The 23,555-nt window shown below is 71.2% G+C and carries 19 protein-coding genes; 14 read left to right on the top strand and 5 right to left on the bottom strand.

Annotated elements, in window-relative coordinates; all coding sequences use genetic code 11:
* Positions 1-140: 140 nt before the first annotated feature.
* From gcvP to gcvH, 3 genes are all read left to right on the top strand, one after another.
* Complete coding sequence (gene gcvP / locus CX1_RS11220; protein WP_082719333.1) at positions 141-3,269, top strand: aminomethyl-transferring glycine dehydrogenase; 3,129 nt, start codon at positions 141-143, stop codon at positions 3,267-3,269.
* Positions 3,262-4,752: a glycine cleavage system aminomethyltransferase GcvT gene (locus tag CX1_RS11225; RefSeq protein ID WP_082719334.1), complete on the top strand. Its 1,491-nt coding sequence runs from the start codon at positions 3,262-3,264 to the stop codon at positions 4,750-4,752. The genes gcvP and CX1_RS11225 overlap by 8 nt, the downstream gene beginning before the upstream one ends.
* Before the next feature lie 97 nt (positions 4,753-4,849).
* On the top strand, positions 4,850-5,236 hold the full coding sequence (gene gcvH / locus CX1_RS11230; protein WP_046651360.1) for a glycine cleavage system protein GcvH: 387 nt from the start codon (positions 4,850-4,852) through the stop codon (positions 5,234-5,236).
* Positions 5,237-5,317: 81 nt separating this feature from the next.
* On the opposite strand, the gene hrpB is transcribed toward gcvH, so the two are convergent.
* Positions 5,318-8,014, bottom strand: coding sequence for an ATP-dependent helicase HrpB (hrpB, locus tag CX1_RS11235; protein WP_217994760.1), 2,697 nt, complete (start codon positions 8,012-8,014; stop codon positions 5,318-5,320).
* Between the two features lie 154 nt (positions 8,015-8,168).
* Between hrpB and CX1_RS11240 the strand changes: the two genes are divergently transcribed.
* The 3 genes from CX1_RS11240 (at position 8,169) to CX1_RS11250 (ending at position 11,423) form a co-directional block, all read left to right on the top strand.
* Positions 8,169-8,969: an amidohydrolase family protein gene (locus tag CX1_RS11240; protein ID WP_046650378.1), complete on the top strand. Its 801-nt coding sequence runs from the start codon at positions 8,169-8,171 to the stop codon at positions 8,967-8,969.
* A gap of 67 nt (positions 8,970-9,036) precedes the next feature.
* Positions 9,037-9,930 carry a cation diffusion facilitator family transporter gene (locus CX1_RS11245; RefSeq protein ID WP_046650392.1) on the top strand — a complete coding sequence of 298 codons (894 nt, stop codon included), beginning with the start codon at positions 9,037-9,039 and terminating at the stop codon, positions 9,928-9,930.
* A gap of 590 nt (positions 9,931-10,520) precedes the next feature.
* Positions 10,521-11,423: an alpha/beta hydrolase family protein gene (locus CX1_RS11250; RefSeq protein ID WP_052753180.1), complete on the top strand. Its 903-nt coding sequence runs from the start codon at positions 10,521-10,523 to the stop codon at positions 11,421-11,423.
* Between the two features lie 179 nt (positions 11,424-11,602).
* Here CX1_RS11250 and CX1_RS11255 read toward each other — a convergent pair whose 3' ends face one another.
* Positions 11,603-12,286, bottom strand: coding sequence for a DNA-3-methyladenine glycosylase I (locus CX1_RS11255; RefSeq protein ID WP_046650379.1), 684 nt, complete (start codon positions 12,284-12,286; stop codon positions 11,603-11,605).
* Positions 12,287-12,637: 351 nt separating this feature from the next.
* On the opposite strand from CX1_RS11255, the gene trhA reads away from it, so the two are divergent.
* The 3 genes from trhA to CX1_RS11270 all read left to right on the top strand — a co-directional run bounded on the left by trhA (position 12,638) and on the right by CX1_RS11270 (position 14,568).
* Complete coding sequence (gene trhA / locus CX1_RS11260; RefSeq protein ID WP_113570020.1) at positions 12,638-13,270, top strand: PAQR family membrane homeostasis protein TrhA; 633 nt, start codon at positions 12,638-12,640, stop codon at positions 13,268-13,270.
* A 34-nt stretch (positions 13,271-13,304) separates the two neighbouring features.
* The gene (locus CX1_RS11265; protein ID WP_060925687.1) at positions 13,305-13,787 is read left to right on the top strand and encodes a methylated-DNA--[protein]-cysteine S-methyltransferase; all 483 of its coding nucleotides are present in this window, start codon (positions 13,305-13,307) and stop codon (positions 13,785-13,787) included.
* 91 nt (positions 13,788-13,878) lie between these two features.
* Entirely contained in the window at positions 13,879-14,568 is a 690-nt protein-coding gene (locus CX1_RS11270; RefSeq protein WP_046650380.1) for a nitroreductase family protein, read from the top strand.
* Between the two features lie 74 nt (positions 14,569-14,642).
* On the opposite strand, the gene CX1_RS11275 is transcribed toward CX1_RS11270, so the two are convergent.
* Positions 14,643-16,808, bottom strand: coding sequence for an NADPH-dependent 2,4-dienoyl-CoA reductase (locus tag CX1_RS11275; protein ID WP_046650381.1), 2,166 nt, complete (start codon positions 16,806-16,808; stop codon positions 14,643-14,645).
* A gap of 72 nt (positions 16,809-16,880) precedes the next feature.
* On the opposite strand from CX1_RS11275, the gene CX1_RS11280 reads away from it, so the two are divergent.
* Complete coding sequence (locus tag CX1_RS11280; RefSeq protein ID WP_146780681.1) at positions 16,881-17,108, top strand: hypothetical protein; 228 nt, start codon at positions 16,881-16,883, stop codon at positions 17,106-17,108.
* 17 nt (positions 17,109-17,125) lie between these two features.
* Here CX1_RS11280 and CX1_RS11285 read toward each other — a convergent pair whose 3' ends face one another.
* The gene (locus tag CX1_RS11285) at positions 17,126-17,461 is read right to left on the bottom strand and encodes a hypothetical protein (protein WP_113570015.1); all 336 of its coding nucleotides are present in this window, start codon (positions 17,459-17,461) and stop codon (positions 17,126-17,128) included.
* 148 nt (positions 17,462-17,609) lie between these two features.
* On the opposite strand from CX1_RS11285, the gene CX1_RS11290 reads away from it, so the two are divergent.
* From CX1_RS11290 to CX1_RS11305, 4 genes are all read left to right on the top strand, one after another.
* Positions 17,610-18,440, top strand: a complete 831-nt coding sequence (locus CX1_RS11290) for an alpha/beta hydrolase family protein (RefSeq protein ID WP_169793220.1) — start codon at positions 17,610-17,612, stop codon at positions 18,438-18,440.
* Between the two features lie 92 nt (positions 18,441-18,532).
* The gene (locus CX1_RS11295) at positions 18,533-19,237 is read left to right on the top strand and encodes a LysE family translocator (RefSeq protein WP_046650385.1); all 705 of its coding nucleotides are present in this window, start codon (positions 18,533-18,535) and stop codon (positions 19,235-19,237) included.
* Positions 19,238-19,401: 164 nt separating this feature from the next.
* Entirely contained in the window at positions 19,402-20,148 is a 747-nt protein-coding gene (locus CX1_RS11300) for an SDR family NAD(P)-dependent oxidoreductase (protein ID WP_060925689.1), read from the top strand.
* A 17-nt stretch (positions 20,149-20,165) separates the two neighbouring features.
* Positions 20,166-20,960, top strand: a complete 795-nt coding sequence (locus CX1_RS11305) for an SDR family oxidoreductase (RefSeq protein ID WP_052753185.1) — start codon at positions 20,166-20,168, stop codon at positions 20,958-20,960.
* A 557-nt stretch (positions 20,961-21,517) separates the two neighbouring features.
* Here CX1_RS11305 and CX1_RS11310 read toward each other — a convergent pair.
* The gene (locus CX1_RS11310; RefSeq protein WP_060925690.1) at positions 21,518-23,197 is read right to left on the bottom strand and encodes an AMP-binding protein; all 1,680 of its coding nucleotides are present in this window, start codon (positions 23,195-23,197) and stop codon (positions 21,518-21,520) included.
* Positions 23,198-23,555 lie beyond the last annotated feature (358 nt).

Consider the following 23,555-nt stretch of genomic DNA (forward strand, 5'->3'; position numbering starts at 1 on the left):
CAGCGCGTGCCGGACAAAGCTCTCGGGCACATCGACAGAGCGGGGAGGGCCCCGGTGATCCGGCGCGCCCTCGACCATGATCGCGGGGCGGCGGAGATCGGGGCGATCCGACCCCCGCCCCGTCACGGAAAGACCATCGCATGGCCACCCCGCACGACGCCTTCGTCCACCGCCACATCGGCCCCGATCCCGCCGGCACCGCCGAGATCCTAGATTTCCTCGGCTACGACTCCCCGGCCGAGCTGGCCGCCGCCGCGCTGCCCGCCGACATCGCCCAGACCGAGCCCACCCAGCTTCCCGACGCCCTCGACGAAGCCGGGGCGCTCGCAGCCCTGCGCGGGTTCGCGGCGAAGAACACGGTGAAGAAGCAGCTCATCGGCGCCGGGTACCACGACACCATCACTCCGGCGGTCATCCGCCGCAACGTCGTGGAGAACCCCGGCTGGTACACCGCCTACACGCCCTACCAGCCGGAGATTTCGCAGGGCCGCCTCGAGGCGCTGCTCAATTTCCAGACCGCCGTGTCGGACCTGACGGGTCTGCCGGTGGCCGGGGCCTCGCTTCTCGACGAAGCCACCGCCGTCGCCGAGGCCGTCCAGATGATGGCGCGCGGCAACGCCAAGGCGGCGAAGAAGGGCGGCGTGGTCCTGCTGGATGCGGCACTGCACCGCCAGAACCTCACGGTCACCATCGCCCGCGCCGAAGCCGCCGGCATCGACGTCAGGGTCGTCGAGATCGGCGACGACGTGGACGAGGCGCTGGCGGATTCCCTGGCCTCAGCCACCGTCGCCTCCGGTGAAGATGAGGGAGGAGCCGCGTCCGAAACGGCAGGAGACGGGGCAGCCGGAGGAGAGGCGCCGCCGCTGATCGGCGTCGTCCTGGCCAACCCCGGCACCACCGGCGAGGTCCGCGACCTGGCCGCCCCCATCGCCTCGGCGAAGGCCGCTGGCGGCCTGGTCACGGTGGCGTGCGATCTGCTGGCGCAGGTGCTCATCGCCTCGCCGGGGTCGCTCGGTGCCGACATCGCCGTCGGTTCGGCGCAGCGTTTCGGCGTGCCGCTGTTCTTCGGCGGCCCGCACGCCGCCTTCATGTCCTGCACCGAGGCGCTCCAGCGCAAGCTGCCCGGCCGCCTGGTCGGCGTGTCCGTCGACGCCGACGGCGCCCCCGCCTACCGCCTGGCCCTGCAGACCCGCGAGCAGCACATCCGCCGCGACCGCGCGACGTCGAACATCTGCACCGCCCAGGCGCTGCTGGCCGTCATCGCCGGCTTCTACGCCGTGTGGCACGGGCCCGCGGGCTTGCGCGAAATCGCCTCGGCCGTCCACGCCCGCGCCTGCGCCCTGGCCGATCTGCTTCGCGACGCCGGGTTCGAGCCGATCCACGCCACCTTCTTCGACACCCTGGCCGTCGACGTCTCCGGCCGCGCCGACTCGGTGCGCCCCGGCGCCGACGTCGTCCTCGCCGCCGCGGTGGAGGCCGGGTTCAATCTGCGGCGCATCTCCGATGACGTCGTGGGCGTCTCCATCGGCGAATCGACCACCGACGCCGACGTCGCCGCGCTGGTCGCGGCCATCTCCGGCGGCCCCGCCGTGGACGACGCGCCGGGCGAAGAGGTGGCGGGCGCCGTCGCAAAGCAGTCCCTTGATGCCGGGCCCCTGGCGGATCTGCTGCGGACCGACGACGTCCTGACCCACCCGATCTTCAACACCATCCGCTCCGAGACGCAGATGATGCGCTACCTGCGGCGCCTGTCCGACCGCGACCTGGCGCTGGACCGCACCATGATCCCGCTGGGCTCGTGCACCATGAAGCTCAACGCCGCGGTGTCCATGGAGCCGATCACGTGGCCGGAATTCGCCGGCATCCACCCGATGGCGCCCGAGGACCAGGCCGCCGGGTGGCTGGAGCTCATCGCCGACCTGGAGGACCGCCTGGCGCGGATCACCGGTTACGCCAAGGTCTCGGTGCAGCCCAACGCCGGATCGCAGGGCGAGTTCGCCGGGTTGCTGGCCATCCGCCGGTTTCACGTGGCGAACGGCGACGGGGAGCGCGACATCGTGCTCATCCCGGCGTCGGCCCACGGCACCAACGCGGCGTCGGCGGCGCTGGCGGGCCTCAAGGTCGTGGCCGTGGCCAACGCCGACGATGGCTCCATCGACCTGGCCGACCTCGACGCGAAGCTGGCCAAGCACGGTGACGCGGTGGCGGCGATCATGATCACCTACCCGTCCACGCACGGCGTCTTCGAGGGCCACGTGCGCGAGGTCTGCGCCAAGGTCCACGCGGCCGGCGGGCAGGTCTACATCGACGGCGCGAACCTCAATGCGCTGGTCGGGCTCGCGCAGCCCGGCGAGTTCGGCGGCGACGTCTCGCACCTGAACCTGCACAAGACCTTCACCATCCCGCACGGCGGCGGTGGGCCCGGCGTCGGCCCGGTGTGCGTCGCCGAGCACCTGGTGCCCTTCCTGCCGTCCGATCCGTTGTCCGGCGAGCTGCTTTCCGACGGCGGCCTCGACGCCGTGTCCGGCCGCCCCGTTTCGGCGGCGCGGTACGGGTCGGCCGGCGTGCTGCCGATCTCGTGGACCTACATCGCCATGATGGGCGCCGAGGGACTGGCCGAGGCGTCGCGGATGGCGCTGGTGGGCGCCAACTACATCTCGAAGTCGCTGGAAGACGCCTTTCCGACGGTCTACGTCGGCGACAACGGTCTGGTGGCCCACGAGTGCATCCTCGACGTGCGCGACCTGGCCAAAAAGTCCGGCATCACCGCCGAGGACGTGTCCAAGCGCCTGATGGACTTCGGTTTCCACGCCCCGACGCTGGCGTTCCCCGTGCCCGGCACGCTGATGGTCGAGCCGACCGAGTCGGAGGACAAGGGTGAGCTGGACCGGTTCATCGAGGCCATGCGGACCATCCGCGCCGAGATCGACGAGGTCATCGCCGGCGACGTCACCGCCGAGGAGTCGGTGCTGCGTGCCGCACCCTTCACTGCGGCGTCGCTGCTGCGCGGCGACTTCGACGAGGCCGTCGGCGGGGGCAAGTTCAGCCGCGAGAAGGCCGCGTTCCCCGTCGATTCGCTGCGCGCCGACAAGTACTTCCCGCCCGTGCGGCGCATCGACAACGCCTACGGCGACCGCAACCTGATGTGCTCGTGCCCGCCGATCGAGGCGTTCGACATCGACGGCGGGGCCGGCGTGGCCGGTGCAGGCGGTGCTGGTGCCGGTGCCGAGGCCGCAGCGGCCGACAAGAAGGAGTCCGACGATGAATAACGTGATCCCCCTGCGCCCCGGCGATGGGCCTTTGCGCCCGGACGGCGACGCCACGGGCCCGGCCGGCGCTGGAGCCGGCGCCGCCGGCCCGGACGGTGGCCCCGCCGGTACGTCTGGCCCGAAGACGACCGCGCTGCATGACCTGCACACCGAGCTCGGTGCCCGCTTCACCGACTTCGGCGGCTGGGACATGCCGCTGCGCTACGGCAAGGAGCTGGAGGAGCACCGCGCGGTGCGCGAGTCCGCCGGCGTCTTCGACCTGTCGCACATGGGCGAGGTCCGCGTGACCGGCCGGTGGGCCGCCGCCCTCCTGGACCACGCCCTGATCTCGAACATCTCCGCGGTGCCGGTGGGCAAGGCGAAGTACTCGATGATCTGCGCAGAGGACGGCGGCATCATCGACGACCTCATCGTCTACCGGATCGGCGAGGAGGAGTTCCTGGTCGTGCCCAATGCCGGCAACGCCCCGGCCGTCGTCGACGAGCTGCAGAAGCGCCGGAAGGACAAGGGCTTCGGAGGATACGACTGCGAGGTGTTCGACGAGACCGCCATGACCTCGCTCATCGCGGTCCAGGGCCCGCGCGCGGAGGAGATCGTCTCCGCCGTCGTGCTGCCCATCATCGGGATGGACACCGAGGCCGAACTGGCGGGCGAAGTGCCCACCGTCGCGGGCCTCGGCTATTACGCGGCGATGCTCGGCGTGATCCGCCCCGGGTCGACCGGGGATGCCGCCGCCGATGGCGCCGCCCACGGCGTCTCCGCCGCCACGATCAGGGACGGCGCGGCCCACATGGACGGCGACATCAACGTCATGCTCGCCCGCACGGGCTACACCGGCGAGGACGGTTTCGAGATCTTCGTCCCCAACGGCGACGCCCGCGCCACATGGGACGCCGTCATGGCGGCGGCCGATCGGCTCGGCGGCGGCGATGGTGGTGGCGACGGCAACGGCGGTGACGGCGGCGGTGGTGACGACGGCGACGGCGGTGGCCCCGTCGCCGTGCCCTGCGGCCTGGCCTGCCGCGACACGCTGCGTCTGGAGGCGGGCATGCCGCTGTACGGCAACGAACTGTCCCGCGACGTCACTCCCGTCGACGCGGGCCTGGGCGTCCTCGCCGCCACGAAATCCAAGGATGCCTTCGTCGGCCGCGACGCCATCGTCGCAGCCAAGGAGTCCGGCCCCGCGAAGGTGCTGGTCGGGTTGGTCGGGGAGGGCAAGCGCGCCGCCCGCTCCGGGTATCCGCTTCTCGACGCCGACGGCAACCCCATCGGCGAAGTCACCTCCGGTGCGCTGTCGCCGACGCTCGGCCACCCCATCGCCCTGGCTTACGTCGACGCCAACGCCGGCATCGCCGCGGGGCTGCTGACCGGAGACGACCCCGCCAAGCCCACGCCCATCGAGGGAGCGGGCGTGACCGTGGACATCCGGGGCAAGGCGTTGCCGTACGCCGTCGTCAAGCTCCCGTTCTACAAGCGCACGTAACCGCCCGCGGCCGCCCGGGAAAACCGGGCGCGACCGGCGCCCATCCGCCACAATCGAAGAAACGCCCCGCCGGGGCCGAAGACCAGGAGGAACCACCATGGCCAGCCTGCCCACCGACTACCTGTACTCCGCCGAACACGAGTGGGTGAACTCCACCGACGTGAAGCCCGGCGACGTGGTGCGCGTCGGCATCACCCAGTACGCCGCCGACCAGCTCGGCGAGATCGTCTACGTCGAACTGCCCGAGGTCGGCACCGAAGCCGAAGCCGGCGAGCCGTGCGGCGAGGTCGAGTCCACCAAGTCCGTGTCCGACATCTACGCGCCCGTGTCCGGCGAGGTCGTGGCGGTCAACGAGGACCTCGAGGACTCGGCGGCCGTCATCAACGACGACCCCTACGGCGAGGGCTGGATCTACGAGGTCCGCGTCACCGAGGCCGGCCCGCTCATGGACGCCGAGGCGTACGCCGCCGAAAACGACGACTAGCAGTACGGCCGGGGTCGATGCGGGATCGGCGCCGGCCACGTGACCGCTTCCCGGCGGCGCTGGACCGGGCCCGGGCCCGCGCTATTTCCGCCGGTTCGTCCGCTTCGTCGCCTGTGCGGTCCACGGGTCCTCGGGCCACGGGTGCTTGGGGTAGCGTCCCCGCATCTCTGCCCTGACCTGCGCGTACGGGCCATCCCAGAAGCTGCGGAGGTCCTGCGTCACCGCCAGAGGGCGGTCGGCCGGCGACAGCAGCTGCAGCTGCACGGGGACGCGGCCGTCGACCAGCGCCGGGGTGTCCGCCAGCCCGAAGCACTCCTGCAGCTTCGCGGCGAGGACCGGCGGCGCGGTCGCCCCGGCTTCCGGGTAGTCGACGCGGATGCGTGATCCGCTGGGCACTTCCAGGCGCTCCGGGACGAGTTCGTCCAGCCGCGCCGCTTCCGGCCACGGCAGCAGCCCGCGCAGTTGATCGACGCCGATCGGCCTCGGCGTGGGTTCCGCCATGACGGCCCCGAGCAGTTCCTCGGCCCGTGCGGTCAAGCCCGCGTCGCTCACATCCGGCCAAGGAGAACCAATTTCACGGTGAAGGAGGGCGAGGCGGCGTCGTAAAGCATCCGCCTCCGCGCTGAACCCGACGTGCGTCCGCAGGGCCCCCGCATCGCCCGCGAACAATTCGCGCCACGCCCGCCGGCACTGCTCCGCGCCAGGCTTGAGCGGGTGGGCGGCCAGCTCGATCGCGCCGAGCAGTTCCCGGCGCCGGGCGGTGACCTTCGGCTTCGCGTCGGCATTGGGCTTTGCGACGCCCACGTCCACCACCTCGCCGGCCAGACTCGATGCCGCCCAGCACGCCAATTCCCGGGACGCCGGCGCGGCCGCCCGGATGACGGCGCCCGCCCGGCCCGCGAGGCGGCCACCGGCGCGGCCGACGTCGGTGACGGCCAGCCAATCGTGGCCGCGCAACTCCGGTGGGGCCGACGCCGCGGTGCCGCCGGTGAAGAGGTACTCGTCGGAATCGGGGGAGCGTCGCCGGGCGATCCGATCCGGCCACGCCAGCGCCGCCACCAGCGCAATCGCGTCGGCCTTCGTGCGCGCGGGCACGGAATCGGGCAGCGGGGCCATGGTCCGGGAGATGTCGGCGACGGCCGGGGCATGCTCGTCGGCCAGGCGCTTCAGGCGGGAGGCGTCGGCCCCGGAACGGTTGGCGGGGTGGCCGCCGCGGCTGTCGCGGCCGCCGCCGTCATTCCCGCGGCCGCCATCGCGGCCATGGCCGGAGGAGCGGGTGAGGTCGCCGCGGGGGGAATCGTCGAGAAGCGACACCGCCTCGGCGGCGCGGGCGGCACCGAGCACCGCCGTTCCCGCCAGCAGGGCGCGGCCCAGGCGCGGATCGACGGGCAGCTCGGCAAGGACCTTGCCCAGGTCGGTGATGCGGGCGGCGGGCTCCACCTCGATCGCCCCGAGCGCGGCCAGCGTCGCGTGGGCGTCGGCGACGTGGCGGGGCGGGGGAGCGTCGGGAAGTGGCAGGCCGACGGCACCGGGCGTGCCCCATGCCGCGACGTCGAGCATGGCGCGGGTCAGATCGGCGACGGCGATCTCCGGGGCGGGCCAGGCGTCGAGGCCCGCCCACTCCGATTCGCCGATGCAGCGCACGGCCAGGCCGGGGCCGAGGCGGGCGGCGCGGCCCGCGCGCTGTTCGGCCGATGACCGCGCGCACGACGTCGTGACCAGACCCGACATCCCGCGGGCCACATCCAGCCGCGGACCCCGCGACAGGCAGGCGTCGACGACGGCGCGCACGCCCGGCACGGTCAACGACGACTCCGCGATGGCGGTGGAGACGATGATGCGCCGCGGCCCCTCCGGCGAGCCGCCGCGGATGACGCGGTCCTGCTCATCGCCGCGCAACTGGCCGTGGAGGGCGAGGATCTCGACGCCGCGCGCCCCCGAACCGGTCGAGGACGCGAGGTCCATCCGTTCCAGCGCGCCGATGACGTGCTCGACTTCGCGCACGCCGGGGACGAAGACCAGCACGTCGCCGTCGCCCGGCGCATCACGGAGGGCATCGGCCGCTTGCCGGGCCACGTGGTCCAGGAACGGCCAGGTCACGCCGCGATGGTCCAGCCGGGCCACCGTCGGCGGCGCCCATCGCACCTCCAGCGGGTGCAGCACCGAATCCGCCGCGACGATGGGCGCCGGCGCGCCGGGCGACGCCAGCAGCCCGGCGAAGCGCGGCGCATCCACGGTCGCGGACATTGCCACGAGCGTCATGTCGTCGCGAAGCTCCCGCAGGTCGCGCAGCATGCCGAGCAGGATGTCGGAATCGAGATTGCGCTCGTGCACCTCGTCGAGGATGACGGCCGAAACGCCGGGCAGGTCGCCGTCGCGAAGCAAACGACGCGTGATCACGCCGGGAGTGGCGAATTCCACCGATGTTTCCCGTGAAACCCTGCGGTCGCCGCGAACCGTGTACCCGACCGCGCCGCCGAGCTCGACGCCGGCCAACTCCGCCAGCCGACGCGCCGCCGCACGCACCGCGACCCGCCGCGGCGCCGTGACGATCACCCGCCCCGGCCGCGTCCCCTCCGCCCGCGCGCGCTCGGCGACGACGTTGGCCACCACCGGCGGCACCACCGTCGTCTTGCCCGTGCCCGGCGGCGCCTGCACCACCGCGACCAGGCCCTCGAGCGCCCGGGCGAGTTCGTCGGCGGACGCGGTGAACGGCAGACCCGCGCCGATGGCGGGGACGTCGAACACGGGGGATCCCGTCGAAGGCTGGCCGGTCATGGCGTCCAGCATGCCAGCCCGGCCCGCGCCCGGTCCCACGCGCCGGCCCGCGCCCGGTGGCCCACCGGCCCCCGCATCGGGTGACCCACCGGCCCCCCGCATCGGGGTCGCAGCCGGGCATGTCGTTCACCGGCAAACGTAGTATCGGAGGGCGATGGACATCATCGACTGTCACTTCCACATCATCGGGGCGCGCGACCTGCAGCCGGACAAGGCATTCGCGCCGCCCCCGTTCACCGTGGACCGGTACCTGCAGCTGACCGACCGCATGGCCGACGTCGACCGTTGGTCGCGCGTGGTCGGAGGCGTCGTCGTCGGCGGATCGTCGCAAACCCGCGAGGAAACGCTGGTCGAGGCGCTGGAGGAACTCGAGCTGGAGGCCCGCTCGCGCGGTTTCGCCCGCGAGGAGGGGCGCAACTTCGTCGGCGTCATCACCGGCACGACGGATCTCGGCGCGGACCGCGTGCTGGAGCTCGACGCCAAGGGCATCCGCGGCATCCGCTTCAACCTGTTCAAGGGTCAGGAGATCGCCGTCGGTGACCTGGAGAACCTCGCCCGCAAGGTCCACGACCTCGCCGGGTGGACCACCGAGGTGTACTTCGACGTCTCCTCCCGTCCCGAGGTCGCCGAACTGCTGCCCGAACTGCCGGCGGTGGCCATCGACCACCTGGGCATGTCGGAGCAGGGCATCGACCGGGTGGCGGAACTGGCCGCGGAGGGCGTGCGCGTGAAGGCCACGGGCTTCGGCCGCCTCGATTTCCCCGTCGCCGACGCCCTCGAGCGCATCCACGCCGCGAACCCGCGGGCGCTGATGTTCGGCACCGACCTGCCGGGCACCCATGCGGCGCGGCGCTTCGACCGCAGCGACGTCGACGTCATCCTCGACGTCCTCGGCGAATGGGAGATGCCCCGCGTCATGCGCGACAACGCGCTGGCGTTCCACAAGTTCGACTGAGCCGGCACCCCGCCGCCCGGCTTGCGCCGATGGGCCGGTGCCAATGCGCCGGAGTAAAGTGCCGTCCATGCGTGATTTGAGTCGTTTCGCCTGGTTGTCGGTGGCGGCGGCGATCGTGACGATCGTCATGAAGTTCTCCGGCTACCTGGTCACCGGGTCCGTCGGTTTGCTTTCCGACGCCGCCGAATCGCTGGTGAACCTCGTTGCGGCGGTGGTCGCCGTGGTGGTGCTTAAGGTCATCGCCAAGCCCGCGGACCGCGACCACGAGTTCGGCCATTCCAAGGCCGAGTACTTTTCCGCGGGGCTCGAGGGGGCGATGATCCTCGTCGCCTCCGGTTTCATCATCGCCGCATCCATCGGGCGGTTGATGAACCCGCAGCCCATCGACCAGATCGGCCTGGGCCTGGTGCTGTCGGTCGCGGCGTCGGTGGTCAACCTCGTCGTCGCGCTGGTCCTGCTCAAGGCGGGCAAGAAGCACCGGTCCATCACGCTGACCGCCGACGGCAAGCACTTGATGACCGACGTGTGGACGTCCGTCGGCGTCGTCGTCGCCGTGTTCCTGGTGTGGATCACGCAGTGGTGGTGGCTGGACCCGGTGATCGCGCTGGTCGTCGCCCTGAACATTCTGTTCACCGGCTACAAGCTGCTCATGGAGGCCGGCGGCGGCCTGATGGACAAGGCCATGGACGGCCCCGACCGCGCCGACGTCGACCGCATCCTCGGCTCCCACTGCGATCCCGCCCGCAACATCGACGTCCACGAGGTGCGCACCCGCGTCTCCGGCCGACAGGAGTTCATCGAGTTCCACCTCCTCGTCCCCGGAAAATGGTCCATCGAACATGGTCACGACATTCTCCACGCCATGGAAGATGACCTGCGCGACCGCTTTCCCGGCGTGCACATCGCCTCGCATTTGGAGCCCATCGAAGACGAGCGCGCCTACGGCGACGTCGACTTGTAGATCGCGCAGGTTCCTCGTAGCGGGGTTGGGGCCGGGTTCGTCTGCTCCCATACGCGCCAGACGTTCTCAAGGCCGTCTGGCGCGTTTTCCATTTCCGCAGGTCATCGCCGTGGCGGCTGAAGAAGTTGATGGGTTCGTCCCCATCAATTCAATATCGTCCCACTTTCGCGCTCGATCGCGGCGAAATAGGTGCGAAGTTGAAGGAATAGTGCCGAAATTCTTCAACTTCGCCCCTATTTCGCCGACTTTTCCGGCCAAATAGGGACGAAATTGAAATGCGCGGCTCGGGCGCGGCTCGGGCGGGGCTCGAGCGGAGCTGAAGTGGGCGTCCACGAACGGGAAGTGCCTCGAGCGGAGGATCGACGAGCGGGCCCCGACCCGACACATGCGGAAAACAGCCGGCACGGGCACGGTGCTCCGGGGAGCGCGGTGGGCGATACGGAGGTGGGGCCGTCGTAAAGCAGCCCCGCCAACCCCGAAATTCCCCGAAACCCCTGTGACCACCCTCACGCGACCATAGACTCGGGGCCGACAGACACGGCCACGAAAGACCAGTCACGCGCCCCGCGAACGGGGCGGGGAAGGACGACATGTACCCCGAGACCAGCCCCCAGGAGTCCGCGCCCCGGCCCCGCCGGGACGTGATCATTCCCGCCGCCGACGGCCTGCTCCTGCGCGGAACGGTCTTCCGCCCCCAGGAAAATCCGGGCGAGATCCGCGGGGTCATCACCGTCCACGGCGGCACCGGCGTGCCGGAGGGCTTCTACCACCGCTTCGCCGAATACGTGGCCAACCAGGGCCTCGCCGTGGTGACCTACGCCTACCGCGGCACCGGCCGCTCCGGCATGAAGTCCGACCCCGAAAACGCCGACATCCGCATGTCCGACTGGATCACGCAGGACGTCCGCGGCGTCATCGACTGGGCGCACGAGGAATTCGACGGCGTGCCGCACTTCGCCGTCGGCCACGCCGTCGGCGGCCACGGCATCGCGTACGCCGGCCCGGAGGGCACGTTCGACGCCGCCGCGCTGATCAACTGCCGCGGCATGCGCATTTCCAAGGTGCCGTCGCTGGTGGGCAAGATCCGCGCGTTCACCCTGTTCAACATCATCGGCCCGATCTCCGCGACGCTGACCGGCCACATCCCCGCGTCGGGCTGGAAGCTGACGTCCGAGCCGCCGCTGGGCGTCATGCGCCAGTGGGCCGCGTGGGCCCGCAAGAAGGATTACTTCTTCTCCGACGGCGAGTTCGACTTCGACGCCCGTTTCGCGCGCGCGACGCAGCCGTTCCTGTCGATCCGCATCCCGGACGACTACTGGACCGAGGAGTCCTCGGCGGACCTGATCACCGACCGTCTCACCGGTTCCGCCGGCGTGGAGAAGCGCCAGGCGCGCCCCGCGCGCGGCCAGGGCGTCGGCTACGGCGGCTACTTCCGCAAGGGTCACGAGAAGGAGTGGGACGAGCTCATCGCCTGGTTCGAGTCGAAGGTCTAGCTTTTGCTTGACGACGCCCCGCGTCGGGCGCCTTAACCCACCCCGAATGAGCTAACCCACCCGTTGCAGCGGGTGGGTTAAGCCATTCGGGGTGGGTTTGCCGTTGGGGCGGGGCGGCGTGCAGATGGGGCGGGCGTGCGGATGGGGTGGGTGTCCCGTTGGGCCGGGCGGGCCGGGTCCTACTCGTCCCACAGCCCGCTGCACCCGCGCCGCCACGACCCGGCGAGGTGCCCGTCGACCATGCCGACCGCCTCCATCAGCGCGTGCGCCGTGGTCGGCCCGACGAACCGGAATCCGCGCTTCTTCAGCGTCTTCGCCAGCGCCGTCGCCTCGGACGAGGTGGTGGGGACCTCCGCGACGGTGGCCGGCCGCGGCGTCGCCTCCGGCAGGTGCGACCAGATCAGCGCAGGTAGGCCGACGGCGGGCAGGGGGAGGTCGGCCCGTCGCAAAGCATCCCGCGCATGGCGCGGCAGGGAGTCCGGCAGGGTCGGCGGGTCCCCGGCCTCGCGGAGCGTGACGACGGCCCGCGCATTCCCGATCGCCGCCGTGATCTTGGCGCGGTTGCGCACGATCCGGGCATCGGCGAGGGTGCGCTCGACGTCGGCGTCGCCCATCGCGGCGACGCGGTCGGGGTCGAAATGGTGGAAGACTTCGCGGAACGCCGGGCGTTTGGCCAGGATCACGTCCCACGACAGGCCGGATTGGAACGCCTCGAGGCTCAGTCGCTCGAACAGTCCGGCCTCGTCGAGGACCGGCATGCCCCACTCGGAGTCGTAATAGGCCAACAGGCGGTCGTTGCCCAGCGCCCAGGGCGTGCGCAGCCGGCCGTCGGGACCGGGCAGGGGGCCGGGGGAAATGGTCATGCGCCGATGGTACGTGCCGGGTTTCCGGCGCCCGGCCGCCTACGCGGGCGTAAGCTGTTGGTCATGCGATCTGACGCCTCCGACGACTCGGACGCCACAGCCATGCCCGACGACCGATCACGCATCGACCTGCGGCAGCACGTGCCTTCCGGTGCGGTTTCCGCTGGCACCGCAGCCGATGGCACTGCCGGCACCGATGACGCCGGTGCGCCGTCCGACGTCGACATCACCGCTGGGGCCACGGCGGCGCCGCTCACGAATGAGGAGCGCAGGGCCCGCCCGGGCGCGTTGACGTCCGGCAAGATCCCGCGACCCCGCCGACGCCCGCGCTTCGACCGGGGCCCCCGGCCCATGCTGCGCGGCGTCCTCCACGAACGATCGACGTGGGGATTCCTCGGCTCGGGCATCGCGCTGATCGTGGTCGCGGCGGCCGACCACGGCGCCAGCCTGATCACGTGGATGTCCGCGCTGTACGTCCTGTGCCTTATCGGTTCGATGGGCGTGTCCGCGCTGTACCACCTGGGCCCGTGGCGCAGCGAGTCCGCGGTGCTGATGTGGCGCCGCGCCGACCACGCCATGATCGCCGTGTTCATCGCCGGCACCTACGGCCCGGTCTCGGTGATGGCGCTGCCGCCCGAACGCGCCGGGTTGCTCCTCGCATTGTGCTGGGCGGGTGCGCTGTTCGCGGTGCTGCTCAACGTGGTGTGGGTCAATCACCCGAGGTGGTTGGGCGTTTCCGTCTACCTGTTGCTGGGCTGGCTGGTCATCTGGGAGATCCCGAACCTGTGGACCGGCCTCGGCCCTGCCGTGACCATTCTGCTGGGCGTCGGCGGCTTCATCTACACCCTCGGCGCGCTGGTTTACGCGCTGAAGTGGCCGAACCCGTCGAAGCGGGTCTTCGGTTTCCACGAGGTCTTCCACGCGGCGACGATCATCGCCGCCACGCTGCATCACATCGCCATCTGGCTGGCCGTCGCCGCGTAGGCGGCAGGCGGGGTGGTGCGGCTACCCTGAACGCATGGCCACCGCATTGTTCGATTCACCGCTCGGCCCGCTGGGGCTCGCGGCGTCGTCGCGCGGTCTGGTGGAGGTGTCGCTGCACGGCCGCGTCGCGCCCCACGGCCCCGAGGACGATCCCGCGGCGCGGGCGATCCTCGATGATGCGCAGCGCCAGCTGGGGGAGTACTTCGCGGGTCGCCGCCGGGAGTTCGACGTGCCCATCGACGTCGACCTCGGCGACGGTTTCCGCGGCCGCGCCCTCGCGGCTCTGTCCGGCGTCCCCTACGGCGAGACCGTCACCTACGGCGGTCTCGCCGAGCTGGCCGGCTTCCCGAAGGCGGCGCGGGCGGCGGGGACGGCGTGTTCCACGAACCCGCTGGCCATGTTCATCCCGTGCCACCGCGTCGTGCCCGCGTCGGGAGGCATCGGGAAATACGGCGGCGGGGAGTCGATGAAGCGCGCGCTGCTCGAGCTGGAGGGTGTCGTCGAGCCGCGTCGTTGACGGGCCCTGCCTTCGACGAGTTCGTGATCGGGGCCCGGAATCCCGATCTCGTGGGCGGCGTTGGTGTTGATGTGTCAGCTAATGTGGGGGCATGAACGAACGCGCCAATCATTCCGAAAGCCCCACCACCGACGCCGCCTTCCGCGACCGGTTCGCGGCCATGCTGCGCAACCGCCGCAGCCACCGCGACTTCCTCCCCGACGCCCTCCCGGAGGACGAGGTGCGGGAGTTCCTGGAGCTGGTCATGACCTCGCCGTCGGCGTTCAACATGCAGGCCCGCGCGGTGGTGCGCATCCAGGACCCGGACGTCCGCGCCGCGGTGCACGCGGCCGCCCGCAAGCAGCGCCAGGTCCTCGAGGCCCCGCTGCTGCTCGCCTTCGTCGCCGAGCCCGACGGCTGGGAGGACACGTTCGACGAGGTCGCGTCGCAGTACCTCGCCTCGGGCCGCTGGGACGACTCCTTCGCCGCGGAGAAGCGCGACCGCATCGCCGGTTTCCAGAAGCAGCGCCGCGACCTGGGCCGTTCCCGCGAGTACGCGCTGCGCGACGCGACCATCGCCGCGTCCTTCGCCATGCTCGCCGCCGAGGCCCGCGGGTGGGCGACGTCGCCGATGACCGGCTTCGACGAGGAAGCCCTCAAGGCCGCCATCGGCGCGGACGACTCCGCCCGCGACGTCTCCGTCGCGCTGTTGCTGGCGGTGGGCCGCCCGGCCGGCGCCCCGAAGGATCCGGGCCGTTTGCCGCTGGAGCGCCGCGTCTACGTCGACGAATACCCGCTCTAAAACAGTGCTTTACGACGGCCCGCGTGCCCCGCGAACCGTCGTCAAGCACGGGGCGGCGGCCCCGTGACCGGCCGCTACTTCGACAGTTCCGCGGCGAGCTCGACGGCCTGGCGGATGGCGCGCTTGGCGTCGAGCTCCGCGGCGACGTCCGCGCCGCCGATGACGTGGATGCGGGGGTCCTCGATGCCCGCGCCCAACGCCGACCGGTCCGACTCCTGGCCGGTGCACACGATGATGTTGTCGACGCCGATGACCTTGGACTCGCCGTCGACGGTGATGTGCAGGCCCTCGTCGTCGATGCGGTCGTAGGAGACGCCGACGTACTTGTGCACGCCGGCCTTCTTCAGCTCCGCGCGGTGCACCCAGCCGGTGGTCTTGCCCAGGCCCTTGCCGATCGACGACTCCTTGCGCTGCAGCAGATGCACCTCGCGCAGCGGCTTCTCGTCCTGCGGCGCACCCAGGCCGCCGGGTGCGTCCGCCGGATCGACGACGCCCCAGGACTTCCGCCACTCCGCGAGCGACTGGTTCGGCTCGCGGGTCAGGTACTCGGCGACGTCGACGCCGATGCCGCCGGCGCCGATGACCGCCACGCGCGCGCCGGCGGTGCGGCGGCCGGAGAGCAGATCGTCGTAGGGGATCACCGAATCGTGGTCGATGCCGGGGATCTCCGGGATGCGCGGCACCACGCCGGCGGAGTAGACGATGTGGTCGAACGGTTCGGCGACGTCGTCGACGGCCGTGGCCCCCACGCGCGGGCCGGTGTCGGTCACGCCGTCGTCCGCGCGGTCCGCGATGGCGCCGTCCGCCGAAGACCGGTCGGGGGAGGTGGCGGCCGAGGCGTCGTAAAGCTGATCGGCCGTGGCCCTGCGGCCGAGGTGCACCGGCACGCCGAGGACCTCCAGCCGGCGGGAGAAGTAGCGCAGCGTCTGGCCGTACTCCTCCTTGCCGGGGATCGCGGCGGCGAGGCGGAACTGGCCGCCGATGGCGTCGGAGGCCTCGAAAACCTCGACGTGGTGGCCGCGGACGGCGGCGGCCTCGGCGAAGGCCAGACCCGCCACGCCCGCGCCGATCACCGCGACGCGCTGCGGCGTCGCCGCCGGGCGCGGGGTCAGCTCCAGCTCGCGGCCGGCGACCGGGTTGACCAGGCAGGACACCTTCTTGTTGGCGAAGGTGTGGTCCAGGCAGGCCTGGTTGCAGGCGATGCAGGTGTTAATCTCGTCGGCGCGGCCGTCGCGGGCCTTGAGCACGAAATCGGGGTCGGCGAGCATCTGGCGGGCCAGCGACACCATGTCCGCCTGCCCGGAGGCGAGGATGTCCTCCGCGACGCCGGGATCGTTGATGCGGTTCGACGCGCACACCGGCACGTCGACGGCGGCCTTCAGGCGGCCGGAGAGTTCGGCGAACGCCGCGCGCGGCACCGAGGTGACGATGGTGGGCACCCGGGCCTCGTGCCAGCCGATGCCCGTGTTGAGCAGGTCGACGCCGGCGTCGACGAGGCGGCCGGCGAGCTCCTCGGTCTCGTCCCACGTCTGCCCGTCGGCGACGAGGTCCTGCAGCGAGATGCGGTACTGCAGCATGAAGTCGTCGCCGACCTCGGCGCGGATGCGGCGGACGATCTCGATCGGCAGCGACATGCGGCGCCGGGCCGAACCGCCCCACTCGTCGGTGCGGCGGTTGGTCGCGCGGGCCAGGAACTGGTTGAGCAGGTAGCCCTCGGAGCCCATGATCTCGATGCCGTCGTAGCCGGCGCGCTTGGCCAGCTTCGCCGAGCGGACGTAGGCGCGGATCGTGCGCTCGACGTCGAAGCCGGACATGCGCCGGGCCTTGAACGGGGTGATCGGCGACTGCGTCGTCTCCGCCGAGCGGATGAACGGGTGGTAGCCGTAGCGGCCCGAGTGCAGCAGCTGCAGCACGACGTGCGCGCCGTGGGAATGCACCGCGTCGGTGACCCGGCGGTGGTTGTCGGCCATGCGCTTGGACGCCATCATCGAGCCGCCGGGCAGCAGCCAGCCCTCGACGTTGGGGGCGTAGCCGCCCGTGACCAGCAGTGCGGCGCCGCCCTCGGCGCGGCGGGCCAGGTAGGCCGCCAGCTTCGGCAGATCGCGGGTGCGTTCCTCGAAGCCGGTGTGCATCGAGCCCATCATCACGCGGTTGCGCAGCGTCAGGGGCCCGGCCTGGATGGGCGACAGCAGGGTCGGGTACGCGGAGGGGGGCGTGGAGGTGGTCACGGTGGTGGACATGTATCCAAGTATCCCATTTCACGGTGCAGATGTGGCGCGTATCACGGAATGTCGCGGGCATATCATCGAGCCATGACAGATCACGCCCCACCGTCCCGCCACGATCCCCTGCGGTTGCTGATCGGGTCGAAGTTCCCCGGCGGCCGCTGGCCGGGCGCGGCGAGGGTCATCGCGGCGGCCGGTGTGGTCCTGGTCGGCGGCGCTTTCCTCGGGTCGGCGGCGGGCCACTGGGTGTACGCGGAGATCGACGCCACGGAGTCGCGGTGGCCGTTGCTGGGCACAGTGGCCTTCGCGTCCTGATTTGCGACGCTGCTGGCCTACCTGACCAACGCCTTGCGTTTGCCTCCGCCGGGGGCGTTCTTCTTCATCATGGTCGCCGGCGCGGTGACCTGGACGGGCCGCGGCGCGACCTCGCGGAACGCGCGATGGTGATGCGCGCGACGATGGTCCGGTTGGTCGGCGACGACGCGGCGGTGAAGCAAGGCGGTGAGGCACGGCGCTGGCGCGGTGGCGAGGCGCATCGGGAAGCACCGGTAGCCTCGTCGGAGGAAGAGGAAGGGCCACGTGAGGCAGAAGAGGACGATCTGGGGCCGGCGCAGCATGTTGAAGCTGCTCGGCTTGGCCGCCGTGGGCGCCACGGCCGGGGTCGTCACGGGCCGTGTCATCGACGTCGCCGACTCGGACGCAAGCTCTGATGGCCCGGCCTCCCGCGCGGCCGGCGGGTCCCCGTCGGCCGCCGCCCCGGCTCCAGCCCCGCCCGGCCCACGGGTGCGGCCGACGATCGTCGGTTCCGGTTCGCCGATGACCATGCGCATGACCTACGGTGCCGATCCGCGCCAGTTCGGCGACTTGCACCTGCCCCCGGCGATGGTCGAGGGGGTGCCCGCGCCGACGGCGCCCGCCGCACCCGCGCAGACTCCCGCCCCGAACGCCGCGCGCGCGGTGCCGCTGGTCGTGGTGATCCACGGCGGCGGCTGGATGGACTCGTCGACGGCCGCCGGCGCCGCGCATCAGGCCGAGGACCTGGCCGATGCGGGCGTGGCGGTGTGGAACATCGAATACCGCGGTACGGGCGGCGCCGGTGGGTGGCCGCGGACCTACGAGGACGTCGCCGCCGCCATCGACGTCATCCCGTTCCTCGCCGACGCGTCGCCCGTGCCGCTGGACCTGGGCCGCGTGGCCGTGACCGGGGTCAGCGCGGGCGGCAGTCTCGCCGCATGGGCGGCCAACCGCGAGGCGCTTCCCGACGGCGCACCGGGAGCCCGCCCGGTGTTCCCCATCCGCAACTGCGTGGCCATGTGCGGCGTCTACGACCTGGCCCGCGCGATCCGCTGGGGAGACCCGTACATTCGCCCGCTGCTCGGCGGCACGCCCGAGGAGCACCCGGACCGCTACCGCAACACCTCGCCGATCGCGTACATGGCGCGCAACGTACGGATGGTCATCCTCCACGGCCGCAATGACTCGGTGGTCGACGTGCAGCAGGCCATCTCCTACGAGGCGGCATCGCGGAGGGCACGTCGGCCCGTCGCCATGCGGCTTTTCGACGACGCCGCCCACTCGTCCTGGGACGACCTGGCCGGCCCGCAATGGCGCGCGGCGAAAGAGGCCATCCTCCACCTGGTGGCGTAGCGGGGGAGAGTAGCCGGGAGTTCCCGCGGCGTGCAGTGGGCGATGGCCAAGAGCGCGATCGTGGCGCAACTCGGCGCCGGTACCCTGCTGCCATGACCTTCGCCTCCTACCTCGTGCTGCTCGGCGTCTGGTTCGCGGCGATCTGCTCGCCGGGCCCGGATCTGCTGTGTTTGGTGCGCATCGCCACGCGCTCGCGGGCGCGGGGGCTGGCGGCGGCCGCGGGCATCGTCGCCGGCATCGTCGTGTGGCTGGTGCTGACGCTGGCGGGCCTGGGCGCCCTGCTCGCCGCCGCGCCGTGGCTTCTGTCCGCGCTGCAGATCGCCGGCGGCGCGTACCTGATCTGGATGGGCGTGTCCGCCGTGCGGGCGGGCGCGCGCCAGTTGCGCTCCGGCGGCGGGTCGCCGCTTCCGCCTAACGACGCCCACCTCTCCGCCGATCCGCCCCCGTGCGGCCCCCGCCCGGAGTCGGCGGGCCCGGATCGACGGCGCCCCGGCCTGCACGGCGCGTTTTTGCAGGGCCTGTTCACCAACCTGTCGAACCCCAAGGCCGTGATCTTCTTCGGCGCGGTGTTCTCCCGCTTCGTCACCCCGGGGATGGGGTTGGCCGACCAGATCTTCATGGTCGTCGTCCTCGCCGCGGTGTCGCTGGCCTGGTTCGGCGGCGTGGCGTGGGGCCTGGGGCTGCCGCGTTTCGCCGATACGCTCCACCGCGCCGGGCCGTGGATCGACGTCGTCTCCGGGGCGGTGTTCCTGGTGCTGGCCACCGTCATCATCGCCGAGGGCGTCGCCTCGCTGTAGAGGCCCGGGGCGCCACCATCTCCGGCGATCGCACGTCCCCCGCGCCACAGGGGTGGCGTTCGCCCGGCGCACGCCGGTCACCCGCTGGTAGGAAAGACGTAACCGCCTTTCGGGGCGCGATCAGCCGTCGTAAAGCAGCACGAAGCAGCACAAGGAGAAGAGCAATGGCACAACCCGTCGCAGTTGTCACCGGGGCATCGTCCGGAATCGGCGCGGCCACCGCCGTCGCGCTCGGCGCCGCCGGATACGAGGTCGTGCTCGGCGCGCGGCGCGTGGACAAGCTCACCGACGTCGCCCACCGCATCGGCGACGCCGGCGGATCCGCGCGCGTCGTCGAACTCGACGTCACCGACCAGGCCAGCGTCGACGCGCTGGCCGCCGCCGTGCCGCAGTGCGACGTGCTGGTCAACAACGCCGGCGGCGCTCTGGGCATGGAATCCGTCGAAGGCGCCGTCGAGGACAAGTGGCGCTGGATGTACGAGGTCAACGTCCTGGGCACCCTGCGCGTCACCCGCGCCCTGCTGCCCGCGCTGAAGGTGGCGAAGGGCGCCGTGATCACCATCGGCTCCATCGCCGCCCGCCAGAACTACCCCGGCGGCGCCGGCTACAACGCCGCCAAGCACGGCGAGCGCGCCCTGACCGAGGTGCTGCGCCAGGAGATCGCCGTCGACGGCGTGCGCGTCACCGAAATCGACCCGGGCCGCGTGCACACCGACTTCTCGCTCGTGCGTTTCGACGGCGACGCCGACAAGGCCAACGCCGTCTACGACGGGGTCAAGTCGCTGACCGCCGAGGACGTCGCCGACGTGATCACCTTCGTGGCGACCCGGCCGGCACACGTCAACATCGACTTCCTGCAGATCACGCCCATCGATCAGGCCGGCAGCGCCGCGCCGAAGCCGGTGAAGTAGGCGTGGGCGCGGATTCCTTGACACAGCGCGCGGGCGGTCGGCCCATCGCCCTGGTCACCGGGGCGTCGCGCGGAATCGGCCGCGCGGTGGCGGAGGTTCTGGGCCGCGACCACCACGTGTTGGTGGGGGCCACGAACGAGGAGGGTGCGGAGGCCGTCGTCGCCGCGCTGCCGTCGGCCGAGCCGTTCGTCGCCGACGTCACCGATCCCGACCAGCTCGCCGCCGCCGTCGCGCGCGCCGGACTTGGCGGGGCCGATGAGGGCACCACCGGAGGAGCCCCCGATGGTGTCGTCGAAGGCGCTACCGGTGGAGCCCCCGATGGTGCCGTTGATGGCGCGGGGCATCCGCGCCTCGACGTACTCGTCCATTCGGCGGGGATCTGGGCGAAGTCCGACATCGCCGACGCCGACCGCGACGAATGGGCGCGGCTGCTCGACGTCAACGTCATCTCCGTCGTCGACCTCACCCGTCGCCTGCTGCCGGCGTTGCGAGAGGCCGGCGGCACCGTCGTGGCCATCAACTCCGGCTCCGGCTACCACTCGGGTCCGGGCCTGGGCCTGTACTCGGCGTCGAAGTTCGCGCTGCGCGCCGTCACCGACGCCCTGCGCGAGGAAGAGCGCGGCGTCGTCCGGGTCTCCTCGGTCCACCCGGGGCGCGTCGACACCGACATGCAGGTGCAGATCATGGGCGAGGACGGCTACGACGGCTCGAAGTACGTCCACGTCGACTCCATCGCCGCCGCCGTGCGTCTGTGCGTCGAGGCGACCGACGACTGCATCGTCGAGGAAGTCACCGTCCGCCCGCGGAAGTAGGGGCCGGTGGAGGTCGTCGCGACCGCACCGGCTGGCCAGGGGCTCGCCGAGTGGTCGGGCCCGAAGAAAGATGTCGGACGGCCAGAAAGACGTGGGGTGCCACGTCTTTCTGGCCGTCCGACATCTTTCTGTGCAGTGGCGGGGGCCATCGCGCGGAAACGGGCGCACCGCCGCCGATAAAAACACGTCGAATTGACAGGTACACGTGGTGTGCCGCATGTACCTGTCCATTCGGCGGGTATCTGCGTTGAAGGCGCGGGCGGGGAGGGGAAAGCGGCGGAGGCCGGCGGGGCCCACTGGACCGGGGGCCCGAAAATGGGCGACGGCCCCGCGGACGAGGTGTCCGTGGGGCCGTCGCAAAGCTGGGGGCTGTACCGAGCGGGGCCGGAACGCCGAACCGAGCGGGGCCGGAACGCCGAACTGAGGGGGGCCGGAACGCCGAACTGAGGGGGGCCGGGAACCCGGATCCCCGCGACTCCGGGAGCCGCGCCAGACCGTCCGCGAAGGGACCGGCCGGGGACCCGCCGCGACGCGACTGGTCGGGGGTTGACCCGAACTTAGTCCTGGTCGGGCACCGGCAGCAGGCGCGGAACGACCTTGCCGGTGGCGTTGCGGGGCAGGTCATCGACGAAGTGGATGTGCTCCGGCACCGAGTGCTCGGCGAGGTTGTCGCGGACGACCTGGCGCATCTCGTCGGGATCCAGGGCCTCGCCCTCGGCGTTCTTCTTGCGGATGACGAACGTGTGCAGCTCCGCCAGCAGCGTCTTGGAGTTGTTCACGCCGACGGTGTGCAGGTCCTCGACGCCCTCGAGGGCGCCCAGCACCTCGTCGACCTCGCGCGGGAAGGTGTTCTCGCCGCCCTTGATCACCATGTCGTCGGAACGGCCGAGGACGTAGAGGAAACCATCCTCGTCGAAGCGGCCGAGGTCGCCGATCTCCAGCAGGCCGTCGACGGTGCGGAACTTGTCGCGCTGCTGCGCCATGTAGCCGGTGAAGGCCAGCTCCTGGGCGGTGTGGATGCGGCCGATCTCGCCGACGGGCACGTCGTTGTCGTTCTCGTCGAGGATTCGCACGCTGGCGCCGATGGCCGGGCGGCCGGCGGTGTCGGGGCGCTCGGCGAGCTCCGGGCCGGAGGCGATGGACGTCAGGCCGGCCTCGGTGGAACCGTAGAAGTTGCAGACCACGGGGCCGAAACGCTTGGTCAGGGCCGTCACCAGCCACGCCGGGATGGCGTTGCCGGAGGAGACCATGAACTCGAACGGGCCGGGGTTCGGGCGCGGGTTCTCGTCGAGGTAGTCGTTGAGGATGCGCAGGAAGATCGCGGCGGAGACCATGCCGTTGACGCCGTACTTGTCGATCTGCTCCAGCGCGCCCTTCGGCTCGAACTGGCGCTGGGTGACCAGCGTCGCGCCGGTGACTATGGCGACGATGACGTTGGCCCAGCCCCAGGCGTGGAACATCGACGCGGACTGGTGGATGACCATGTTGCGGCGCCACGGGATGCGGTCGGTGACGGCGCCGAGCGTCGCCGGGGTCTTCGGCTCGTTGCGAAGCACGCCCTTCGGGATGCCGGTGGTGCCGGAGGACATGATGATGATGCGGCCCTGCTCCGGCTTCTGCTCCAGCTCGGAGGTGCCGTCGGCCTCGATGAGGTCGTCCATGAACAGGTAGCCCTCGGGGACCTCGGGCCGGTTGTTCTTGTCGAAGACGTGGGTGACCACGACGGTGGTGTCGCCGATGTCCTCGGGCACGCGGTCGAGGAACTCCTCGTCGATGAAGAGGTACTCGATCTCGGTCTCGTCGAGCAGGCCGGAGATCTGGTGGGCGGAGGAGCCGATGTTCATGATCATGATCTCGGCGCCGAGCAGGCCCTTGACGGCCATGGGGATGATGATGCCGCGGCCGTTGCGGGCGACGATGCCGAAGCGGGAGCCGGAGCCCATGCCGCGGTCCTTCAGGGCGCGGGCCAGGGACCAGGACTTGTCGCGCAGCTCGGAGTAGGTCAGCTCGCCGTCGTCGTCGACCAGCGCGAGGCGGTCCGGGTAGCGGTGGGCGGAAATGGTGATCAGGCCGCCGACGGCGAATCCCCAGCGCTTGACGCAGTTGATGCAGAACGGCGCGGTCTTCGGCGTCATGTACAGGGCGCCGGACTTGATCAGCGGGGCCATCGACTTGCGGATGGTGTTCACCTTGAAAGGCAAGGGCAGCTTCGGCGCGGTATTGAATTCGGCGGGCATGGGCTTGGTTCCTCCAAGGAATGTCGCTTGCTGATCGCTTCGCTGGGAAACGGCGTTATCGGCTGGGCATGTGCGAAGCGCCGGCTCGTTTGACTGTCAAACTAATACGGAGGCGGGGGCTTCCGCAAAAAGTGGCGCGTCGCACATCTGCTAGGGGGTTCATCTGATTTATGGGCTGGAATGTTACGCCCTGGTCACGGAACAGGCGCGATTAGGGTGCGCTTGGAGTCACTCTGGCCCCAATCGTCACGTGAGTTGCAGCGTAGCCCACCCGGGTCCGCAAGGGGACCGTTCCCGAAAATATTCGGCCGCCCAAACCGTCGCCGTGCCCTTTGCTTTGCGACGGCGACGTCCCCCG

Source organism: Corynebacterium xerosis NBRC 16721 = ATCC 373, from assembly GCF_001552415.1.
GTDB lineage: Bacteria > Actinomycetota > Actinomycetes > Mycobacteriales > Mycobacteriaceae > Corynebacterium > Corynebacterium xerosis.

What these genes read in the sequence shown, in the direction of transcription:
- CX1_RS11275 (WP_046650381.1), bottom strand. Translation starts at nt 16,808, where the DNA reads ATGTCCACCACCGTGACCACCTCCACGCCCCCCTCCGCGTACCCGACC.
- CX1_RS11265 (WP_060925687.1), top strand. Translation starts at nt 13,305, where the DNA reads ATGGCCACCGCATTGTTCGATTCACCGCTCGGCCCGCTGGGGCTCGCG.
- CX1_RS11295 (WP_046650385.1), top strand. Translation starts at nt 18,533, where the DNA reads ATGACCTTCGCCTCCTACCTCGTGCTGCTCGGCGTCTGGTTCGCGGCG.
- hrpB (WP_217994760.1), bottom strand. Translation starts at nt 8,014, where the DNA reads ATGACCGGCCAGCCTTCGACGGGATCCCCCGTGTTCGACGTCCCCGCC.
- CX1_RS11225 (WP_082719334.1), top strand. Translation starts at nt 3,262, where the DNA reads ATGAATAACGTGATCCCCCTGCGCCCCGGCGATGGGCCTTTGCGCCCG.
- CX1_RS11290 (WP_169793220.1), top strand. Translation starts at nt 17,610, where the DNA reads ATGACCATGCGCATGACCTACGGTGCCGATCCGCGCCAGTTCGGCGAC.
- CX1_RS11255 (WP_046650379.1), bottom strand. Translation starts at nt 12,286, where the DNA reads ATGACCATTTCCCCCGGCCCCCTGCCCGGTCCCGACGGCCGGCTGCGC.
- gcvH (WP_046651360.1), top strand. Translation starts at nt 4,850, where the DNA reads ATGGCCAGCCTGCCCACCGACTACCTGTACTCCGCCGAACACGAGTGG.
- trhA (WP_113570020.1), top strand. Translation starts at nt 12,638, where the DNA reads ATGCTGCGCGGCGTCCTCCACGAACGATCGACGTGGGGATTCCTCGGC.
- CX1_RS11240 (WP_046650378.1), top strand. Translation starts at nt 8,169, where the DNA reads ATGGACATCATCGACTGTCACTTCCACATCATCGGGGCGCGCGACCTG.
- CX1_RS11310 (WP_060925690.1), bottom strand. Translation starts at nt 23,197, where the DNA reads ATGCCCGCCGAATTCAATACCGCGCCGAAGCTGCCCTTGCCTTTCAAG.
- CX1_RS11245 (WP_046650392.1), top strand. Translation starts at nt 9,037, where the DNA reads ATGCGTGATTTGAGTCGTTTCGCCTGGTTGTCGGTGGCGGCGGCGATC.
- CX1_RS11280 (WP_146780681.1), top strand. Translation starts at nt 16,881, where the DNA reads ATGACAGATCACGCCCCACCGTCCCGCCACGATCCCCTGCGGTTGCTG.
- CX1_RS11270 (WP_046650380.1), top strand. Translation starts at nt 13,879, where the DNA reads ATGAACGAACGCGCCAATCATTCCGAAAGCCCCACCACCGACGCCGCC.
- CX1_RS11300 (WP_060925689.1), top strand. Translation starts at nt 19,402, where the DNA reads ATGGCACAACCCGTCGCAGTTGTCACCGGGGCATCGTCCGGAATCGGC.
- gcvP (WP_082719333.1), top strand. Translation starts at nt 141, where the DNA reads ATGGCCACCCCGCACGACGCCTTCGTCCACCGCCACATCGGCCCCGAT.
- CX1_RS11250 (WP_052753180.1), top strand. Translation starts at nt 10,521, where the DNA reads ATGTACCCCGAGACCAGCCCCCAGGAGTCCGCGCCCCGGCCCCGCCGG.